At 59.7% G+C, this 8,368-nt stretch carries 3 protein-coding genes (1 of these 3 only partly in view); all 3 read right to left on the bottom strand.

The window, feature by feature from the left end:
- Positions 1-213: 213 nt before the first annotated feature.
- Positions 214-513, bottom strand: coding sequence for a transposase (locus tag ACGI6K_RS22810; RefSeq protein WP_376948897.1), 300 nt, complete (start codon positions 511-513; stop codon positions 214-216).
- Positions 514-632: 119 nt separating this feature from the next.
- A complete protein-coding gene (locus ACGI6K_RS22805) occupies positions 633-2,093 on the bottom strand; it encodes a cytochrome P450 (RefSeq protein ID WP_376948895.1) in 1,461 nt (486 codons plus the stop codon).
- A 22-nt stretch (positions 2,094-2,115) separates the two neighbouring features.
- On the bottom strand, positions 2,116-8,368 hold the 3' portion of the coding sequence (locus ACGI6K_RS22800; RefSeq protein ID WP_376948893.1) for an SDR family NAD(P)-dependent oxidoreductase. Its footprint extends 6,119 nt past the window's final position; the window shows 6,253 of its 12,372 coding nt (coding positions 6,120-12,372); the start codon falls outside the window, past its right edge; it ends in the stop codon at positions 2,116-2,118.

Raw genomic sequence — 8,368 nt, 5'->3', positions numbered from 1 at the left:
TTTGCCGGCGTTTAGCCGGTGGCCATTAGGTAGGAACCGATCCTTCATCAGGGTTTGTTCTTCAGCACCGTCGTGCTGGGGCGGTGCCCGGACAATGCTGGTGTCGATGATCTAGCCTTCCCGCGCCTTGAAACCGTACTGCCGAAGCTGACGTTGCACCTCATCGAAGATCAGGTGCTCGGCCTTCTCCTGAACCAGGCGTTCGCGAAAGCCTCAGGTCGTATTGCGATCCGGGACACGGCCAAAGTGCTTTAGTCCTGCAAAACGCTGGAAACTCATGCGGTCAAGCACCTGGAACTCCATCTGCTCGCCGGACAGGCGGAGCGTCAGCAATCGTGTCATCAGCTCCGTGGGGTAAGGAGGCCGGCTGCCTTTGATCCTGCTGAGTCTGAGAGCCCAGCGGTCGATCTCAACTATGGCAGCAAAGTCCACATGCTGGTTCAGCAAGGCCAAAGGATTGCCCTGGCTGTCCAGTTTCGTTTCACGTTCCTGGTTGGCAAACAGGTTGAGCATGGGCAGGGCTCCGGGCAGTCAAGAGGACGCAACCTCTACCGAGGGGTGAGGTTTTTTGGATGTTACCTTTTGCACTGAGATTGCAGGCAATATCTGAAAGACTTTCTACTTGGGGCCGATTAGCGACCGGTCAGGTCGAGAAATGCCTTGTTCGAGGGCCGCAAAAACGGCAGGTAGGCCGGTGGCGGCATCTTGCCAACCAGACGCGGCGAGACTCCCTTCGGCCCCAACTCCCGGGCCAGCATCGCGATAAACAGGGTGATTTCCAGCGCGGCGACATGACGGCCAAGACAGGCGTGAGGACCGCCGCCGAATTGGCAAGTCTCCACTTGGTTCAGTGCCCGGTCGATGCCCAGCCAGCGCTCCGGCCTCCAACTGTCCGGGTCCGGGTAGCGTTCAGGGTTACGGGAGACATGCAGCAAACTGACCCCAACCATCACTCCAGCCGGGATCTTATGGCCCATCATTTCAAATTCGGTATGTACCTTGCGCATTTCAAATGGCGCCGGTGGATAGAGTCGCATGGTTTCCCGGAATATTGCTTCGGCCAGCGGCACTTGCCTGATCAGTTCCTCATGGGTATGAGGCACGCTGTTTAGGCAAGCGACCTGTTGACACAACTGTCGCCAGATATCTAGATGCTGCGACAGCATCAACGCCGACCAAGCCATTACCGCAGCGGTGGTTTCCGAGCCGGCAAAACCCAAACCAAGGATATTGTGCACCAGCTCGACCTCAGACATGCCGTTGCCGTTGTCGTCGCGGCCGAAGATCATCGCTCCGACCAAGCTGTCGCGATCGTTGTTGGCCCGTGCAGTAGCGATGATCTGCGCTACCCGCTGTTCTAGCCAGCCGCGCGCCTTGCGACAGCGCCAGGCCGGGAAGCCCGGCAGGTTGATTTTCAGCGGTATCATGCCGAGGAAAAACTCTTCGTACTGGTGACGCCACTGCTCCAGCTCTTGAGTTTCAATGCCCATAATTCGGAACACCACCTCCAGAGCGACATCCTTGGTCTCCGGAAAAATCGCCAGCTTGCTCTCACTGGTCCAGCGTTTAAGCCGTTGTTCGATGGTTTCCACGACGAACTGGCCTACCTGGGCGCGGGTCAGGCCCTTGGGAGTAAAGGCCGCTGTGCTGGCACGACGAGCATTGCGATGACGCTCGCCGTCAAAGGCGTTCATCGCCTCGCCGGTGATCACTGGCATCTGTTCGCGCAAATAGGAGTTGTCAGTGTACTTGTTTTGGAGGATCGCCAGGCCATCCTCGTCCATGATCTGCAGCACGGGCAGTTTTGTCCCGAAATAGGTCCAGAACATCGGCCCGCAGGCCACCTCGGCCTGGCGTAGCTCACCTAAGGCATCTTGACTGATCTTGTGGACATGGCCCAGCAATGGAATCTTGCCTGGCATTACCGGGAAACCATCTTTCATCTTTAAGTTTTCGGCGACCGGCTGGGCTACTTTGGCCGATTTGTCGTCCCGCTCCACCTTAAGATCGTTCGCCATCGCCCAGTTCTGTTGCTGGCACGCGCCCTCATCTCTCTCCGCCATTGTGGCGTTATCTTGCTTGTGGTCGTCCATAATGTTCCATGTTATTGATCCATTAGATTGTTGTGATCAGTTGTTCAAATTGCTCGGCATTCAGCTCGCCGCTAGCGATGCGGCGATATAACATGCTATTGAATAAAGTTTGTGGCGTTGCGGCGGCCTGCGGCTGCCTCGCCAAAGGGTGTTCAAACTCATATCCCGGCAGAGAGATCCTGTTGCCGCCTTCCGAGTAAAGCGCCGACAAGTTCAACTTGGCGCCGCAGCAATAGGCCGCGGCCATCTGCGCGGGCGCACCCAACGCGGTCTCGGCTTCGCCCTTTTCAATACCGTCAAAGGGCGAGATCCAGCAGCCGCCATCCACTGGCAGCTCGCCGGTCAGCAATAGCCGCAGCCGCGCCAGCGTCTGTTCTATGTTGTCGGCCACCAATGCGGCACGGTGGGCTAAGCGGTGTTCACGCTGCGCTAAGCTGTAGGCCAAATCCTCCAGTTCAAGACTTGGATTAGTGGCGATAAATGCCTGGAACTTTTCTAGGTAGGCCAACAGGCTGTGGCGGCTGGCTGCCGAGAAAATCAACAACTGCTCCCCCCCCTGGCGCCTGAGCTGCGGTCGCCGCTCCAAGTGCTCTTCCACCACTAGACTGGCGTAGCTGCCGCCGGCACCAAAGGAATTGATCAAGCAACGGCGCGGCTGGCAAGTTCCATCCGGGGCTACTAGCGCTGGCCAGGGCGACGCCTGCTGTTGTAGGTAAAAGGCGCTGCCATCGAGCCTTATATGAGGGTTGGGCGGCTCGGTATTGATCGACGGCGCCAATTGCCTGTGTTGCAACTGCAGTAACACCTTGGTTAGCTGGGAAATTCCCGACGCCGCCTCGAGGTGGCCGATATTCGACTTGACTGTACCCAGTGCACAGCTAGCGGGCCGCTTGTCGCCAAAGACTTTTTTCAATGCCACCACCTCGAGTGAATCACCCAGCTCGGAGCCGTTGGCCGCCGCTTCGACGTAGTTGATCTGCGCCGGCTTCAAGCCGGCCCGCTTAATGGTCTCGGCGATTAGCTGGGTTTGCTGATGTGTATCCGGAGCTGAGTACATCAGCTTGCCGCCGCCATGATTGACGCTGGAGCTCTTGATCACCCCGTAGATTCTGTCGCCGTCGGTCACTGCCGCGGCCAGAGGTTTGAGCAACACGGCGCCGGCGCCCTCGCCTGGGATCATACCGTCACCCTGGCCGAAGCCGCGGCTAAGATCACCGCTGCCGAGGTAATTGGCCAGTTTGAGGGTCTGGTATTTGGACGGATCGAGAATCAGGTTGACACCGCCGGCGATCGCCATCGCGCAGTCATTCTGCAAAAGACTCTGGCAGGCCAGGTGGATCGCGCTCATCGAGCTGGAGCACGCCGAGTTGACCGCCAAGCTCGGGCCCTTGAGATCAAAATAGTGGGAAATTCGGTTAGGTATCTGCCAGTCAGTGACATTGGACTTGATCGCCGCCCGCTCCAAGCTGCTCTCAGTCCAAAGTGACTGGTTGTACATCGAACCTACAAAGACCCCGACCCCCGCAGCGTTGCGCTGCTGGATCCGGGCGATGGCATTGCTGTTGTAACCGGCGTCCTCGAAGGTACGCCAGGTAACTTCAAGCATCTGTCGCAGCTCCGGCGAAAGGTTGCTCGCCTCAGCGCTGGAGATCCCGAACAGCTTGTGATCAAAGTCATCGACCTGTTCAAGGAAACCGCCGTAGTACCGCTCAGTAGCCCAGGACTGGGTCCCAGTCAGGGACTCCGCCCAACGCAGACTCGGTGCCTCACTGACACAGTTGTGTCCGTTGCGCAGGTTAACCCAGAAGCACTCAAGGTCGGCAGCCATAGGATAGCGGCCGCTGACGCCGATAATTGCAATATCCCGGCTCATCGCTGCTTGTTCGACGACGCTTGTCTGCGTAGTCGTTAGCATAGAACTGGCGTTATTGTAGTTATCGTAGATCGGTAGGGTATGGCGGGGAGCGTGACGCGGCTTGCGCTCGTGGTTTACCCCCTCTGGGGCCACTGGCTGCGCCGCATCCCGGCGCCCATCATCTTGGATGGCCGCAAAATGCCTTGCCAGCGCAGGACGATGCGCGGTCAAAAGGTAATCCGTCAGTTGATTGATGGTGTTGTATTCAAAAAGTATGGTCCGTGACAGCTCGCCAGTGGTCTTCTCCAGGGTCTGGATCAGGCTAATCTGCAAAATTGAGTCGATGCCGTAGTAATCAAAGCCAACATCCCGCTGCAGCCGCTCAGGGGCAATATTTACCAGCTTCGACAGGACATCAGTAATCAGCTGGCGGCATTGCCCCGCCAGCACGTCTTCATCAACCTCGCCCGCGGCGATGATCGGCTTCGCCACTGGCGCTACCGCCTCGACGGGAGCGCCGATCGTGACCTCGGCGGCGGCCGTTACCCTTTGCTGCGCCGGCAGGCAAACCACGCCATCGCTGGCAGCGACGATGATCTGCTGGCCCAGGTGATGACCGCCAGCGGCCGGGAAAGCAATGCGATCAAAGCCCTGCGACTGCAACAGTCGTCGCCAGCTCTCAGGATGCAGGCCGGGACAACCCTCGATCCTCAGCGCCTCGTCGCCATAGAGCCACCAACCTTCGAGCAGGCCAAAGGTCAGGTGGGTGAACATCGAGCGCTCGCTGATTTCATTAAGCAATAACAGACCACCATAGCGCAGCGTGGTTTTGGCGTTTTGCAGCGTACGACGAAGGTCCGGCGTAGCGTGCAACACATTGGTGGCGATCACCAGATCGTAGTAATTCGTGCTAATGCCCTGCTCGGGCCCAGCTTTGCTGACGTCAAAAATCGCGGTGCGCAAGTAGGGCGCCTTGGACGCAAAACACTGTTCGGCATGGCGTAGGAAAGCCTGGGACAAATCCGTGTAGCAGTATTCGGCGATCCGTCTTCGCCAAGGCCGCAGCCTATCGATCAGCCCAGCGGTTGTGCCGCCGGTGCCCGCGCCGATCTCGAGAATCCGCAACGGCCGGTCGCTCTCCGCATGGCGGCGAGCGACATCCGTCACCACCTCGCCGAGCGCCTTGTTGAAATAATCGGAAATTCTGTTGTTTTTATAAATATCTTCCACCAATGCCATTGAGCCGTCGGGGAAGATCGCCTCGGTGGCCGACTTTTCTCCACGAAGGATTGCCGGCAGCGCCCGAGAACAGGTTTCCACCAGCTGTAACTGAGCACGCAGATCGCTATCTCGGCGCCATTCGTCGCTAGCCTGGCGCCACTGCGACCACAGTGATGCGGCGGCGGGGATGGCCGTCAGCAACCGCCCCTCGTCATCGATATAGCCTTTTTGCGCCAGCAAACGAAGGCTTTCTTGCAGCCACCGACGATAAAAGGGATTGGCCTCGAGATTGGCTGCCACCGCCGGATTGGCGGCGATTTGTTGCTCAGTCAGCGGGCCGTCGCCGGCTAGTTCGCCGAGGCAGGCGAAGATCAATGCCAGCAACAGCCGGTCCATTTCACCCGCCGCGCTGTGATGTTGTGGCGGCGGACCTAGCCTTTGGGCCACCTCTGCCCAGGCATGGGATGCCGGGGACTTGCACGGCGAGTAACAATCAAGCTGCCAGCCGCTGTCGATACCGGCAATGGCCATCGGCTCAAGTAGTTTGATCAGGCCCAACTGCGGTAGCGGACTGGCCAGCAGACGATCCAGCGCCGCCATGCCCTCGTCCGGCTCGATTGAGCCCAGCCCCCGCTCAGCCATCCGCGCCCGATAGCCTGGATCTGCCACCACGCCGACGCTGCCCCAATAGCCCCAGTTGATTACCTTGACTGCGCAGGACCAGTGTTGATTAAGTTGAGCGGCAAAGGCGTCGGCGAAGGTGCAGCCGGCGGCGTAATTGCTCTGGCCGGTCGCCCTGCTAAATGCGATCATCGACGAGAAAAACAATACAAAGTCCAGCGCCGGGTTGTCGGCTGGGGCAAAGACTTGGGCCATTCGCACGCTGGTCAGCATCTTGGCGTCGAGACAGGCGGTAAACTGCGCCTCGTCCATCTGCTCCAGGCGACCATCATCAAGCACCAGCGCCGAGTGCACCAAGCCATTGATCGGTCCGAACTCTTCGACCACCTGTCTCCTGGCCCGTGTCAACTGCCCGACGTTGGTGGCGTCGGCCTGGATATACAGCGGCGCCGGAGCATTGTATTCCTGGCCAAACTGCGCCAGCGCCTCCAGCTTGCCATTAATCTCGTCGTCAGCAGCGCGGCGGCCAAGCCAGATCACCTTGGCACGGCAATGGCTGATCACGTGGCGAGTCCATACTTCGCCAATGCCGCCGGCGCCGCCTATCACCAAATAGACGCCGCCTTCACGGTAGCGCACCTCGCCGTCGTTCGTTCGCGCCCGCTCCGCCAGCGGCAATAGCCGTTGGCAAAACCATTCGCCATCACGCCAGGCCAGACATTCGCCGGGCAGCGTCTGCTCAGGCATCGCGACCGGCAGCGGCTTAGTGTCAGCCGGCAGATCGATCAGCTCAACCCGCCAGTGTTCATATTCCTTTGCCAACGACCCCACCAGGCCATGGCAGGCTGCCTGCTCCGGTGCCTGCGGCTCGCCGGTACGCACCGCAATGCTGGCAGTGACGATCAGTTGCAACTCCAGCGCTCGCTGCTGATAACCCAGTTGCAACAGCGCCTTGATCAACCTGAACAACGCCAGCACGCTCTGCTCGCGACTGTCGAGCAACCGTTGATCCGCAAAATCGGCCAACGGTTGCGGCGCCAGCCAAATCAACCGCTGGAACGGCGCGCAAGCAGCCAGCTGCGCGGCGATTCCGTCAATCGTTGGTGCCAACGACGACAAAAACTCGATTTGCGGGTGTCGCCCGGCCAGCCAGTCACGTCGTTCGCCAGCAGCGCCAATCGCCAGGGTCGGCAACGCCTGTCGGGTCGCCGACGCGCTGCCGGCAATGAACCATTTTGGCGCTAGCAGACTCAGCCCTGCGGGCAGTGGATTATCGGCGGCGATGCGCCGCCTGCGCCCGCCGTTCAACGGCCGGGAGCTGAGACCGTGAAAACTAACGGCGATTTGTCCTTGCTCATCGCACAGTTCGATATCGATCCGCTGCACTGCGCTACTCTGGTCGCAGCGGTCAGCGCAGATCAACGCCCACATGACCGGTCGGCAGGGGCCATACACATTCAGTTGCTCCAACGCAAAGGGCAACAGGGTCTGGTTAAGGCCATCAGTTTGTTGCAGCAATAGGCCGATCGACGCCTGTACCGCCGAGTCCAGCATACCTGGGTGCAGCACCCAATCACCGTCAAGCAACCTGGGATCTAGCTTGAGCCTGGCCAGCAGCCTTCCCTCGCCGAGCCAAAGCCGCTCGACACCACGGTGGCTGGGGCCATAGTGGATACTGATCTGGTCAAACAGCGAGTACAGCTCTGCGGCATCCAGGCTACGTCGCCAGGGACCTGCTCCGAGGGCTTCGAGATTCAGCTGCTCCACGGCGGCGGCGGCGATCACTTCCGCGCCGCCCTTGCAGTGCTCGACCTCCTCACCATTAGTCTGCGAGTAGATCCTGAAGTCGATCTTCCGCTGCTCCAGCGCCAACTCGATATGCAGCTCGTTGCGCTGCGGCGCCAGCGTATAGGGAGCTGGCCAGATGATGTTCTTGAACTGCAGCGGGCCGGCGGCCAGTTGGTGTGGATCCAATGATTTGGCGATCGCCGCCCGGGCCATTTCCAGGTAAGCGACGCCTGGCATGGTTTTACGGTCGTCGACTTGATGGTGGGCAAACCAGCGCTCATCACCCTGCCAGCGGCTGCTGAACCGCTGGTGGTAAAAATCCGAGGTATTGCGTTCGAGCATCGGGTGCAGCCAGACGTCGCCCGGCGATGGTCCAGTCACTCGGACGACCGTTAAATCTGTTACCCAGTAGCGCTCTTCGGCAAAGGGATAGCCTGGCAGGCTGAGGCGTTGCATGGGGCGGCCATCACGGTAGAACTGGTGCCAGTCGATCGCCAGCCCCTGACACCATAGCTCCAGCAACTTGTGGTACTTGCGCTTGCCGATCCATGCAGCCAGTGCCGCCGCCATGTCCTCATCCTGACGGATCAGTGCCAGCACCTGGCTGTCGCCTTCGCTGCGGCCGCGATAGACGGCCTCGCCGCCAGCGGCGAAGTCGGCGAGCTGGCGTTGCAGATCCGTCAAAGAGTCGCTCAGCAGCGCCAACCGCTCTTCCATTGCATCCCGGCCAACCTGCAGAGTGTAAGCCAGATTATCGAGGTAATGCTGGGGATCCCGCTTGGCTTCAGCA

The organism is Azorhizophilus paspali (genome assembly GCF_043587585.2).
Lineage (GTDB): Bacteria > Pseudomonadota > Gammaproteobacteria > Pseudomonadales > Pseudomonadaceae > Azotobacter > Azotobacter paspali.
The sequence above is the reverse complement of the archived record's forward strand: the minus strand, read 5'-3'. Positions and strand labels throughout refer to the sequence as shown.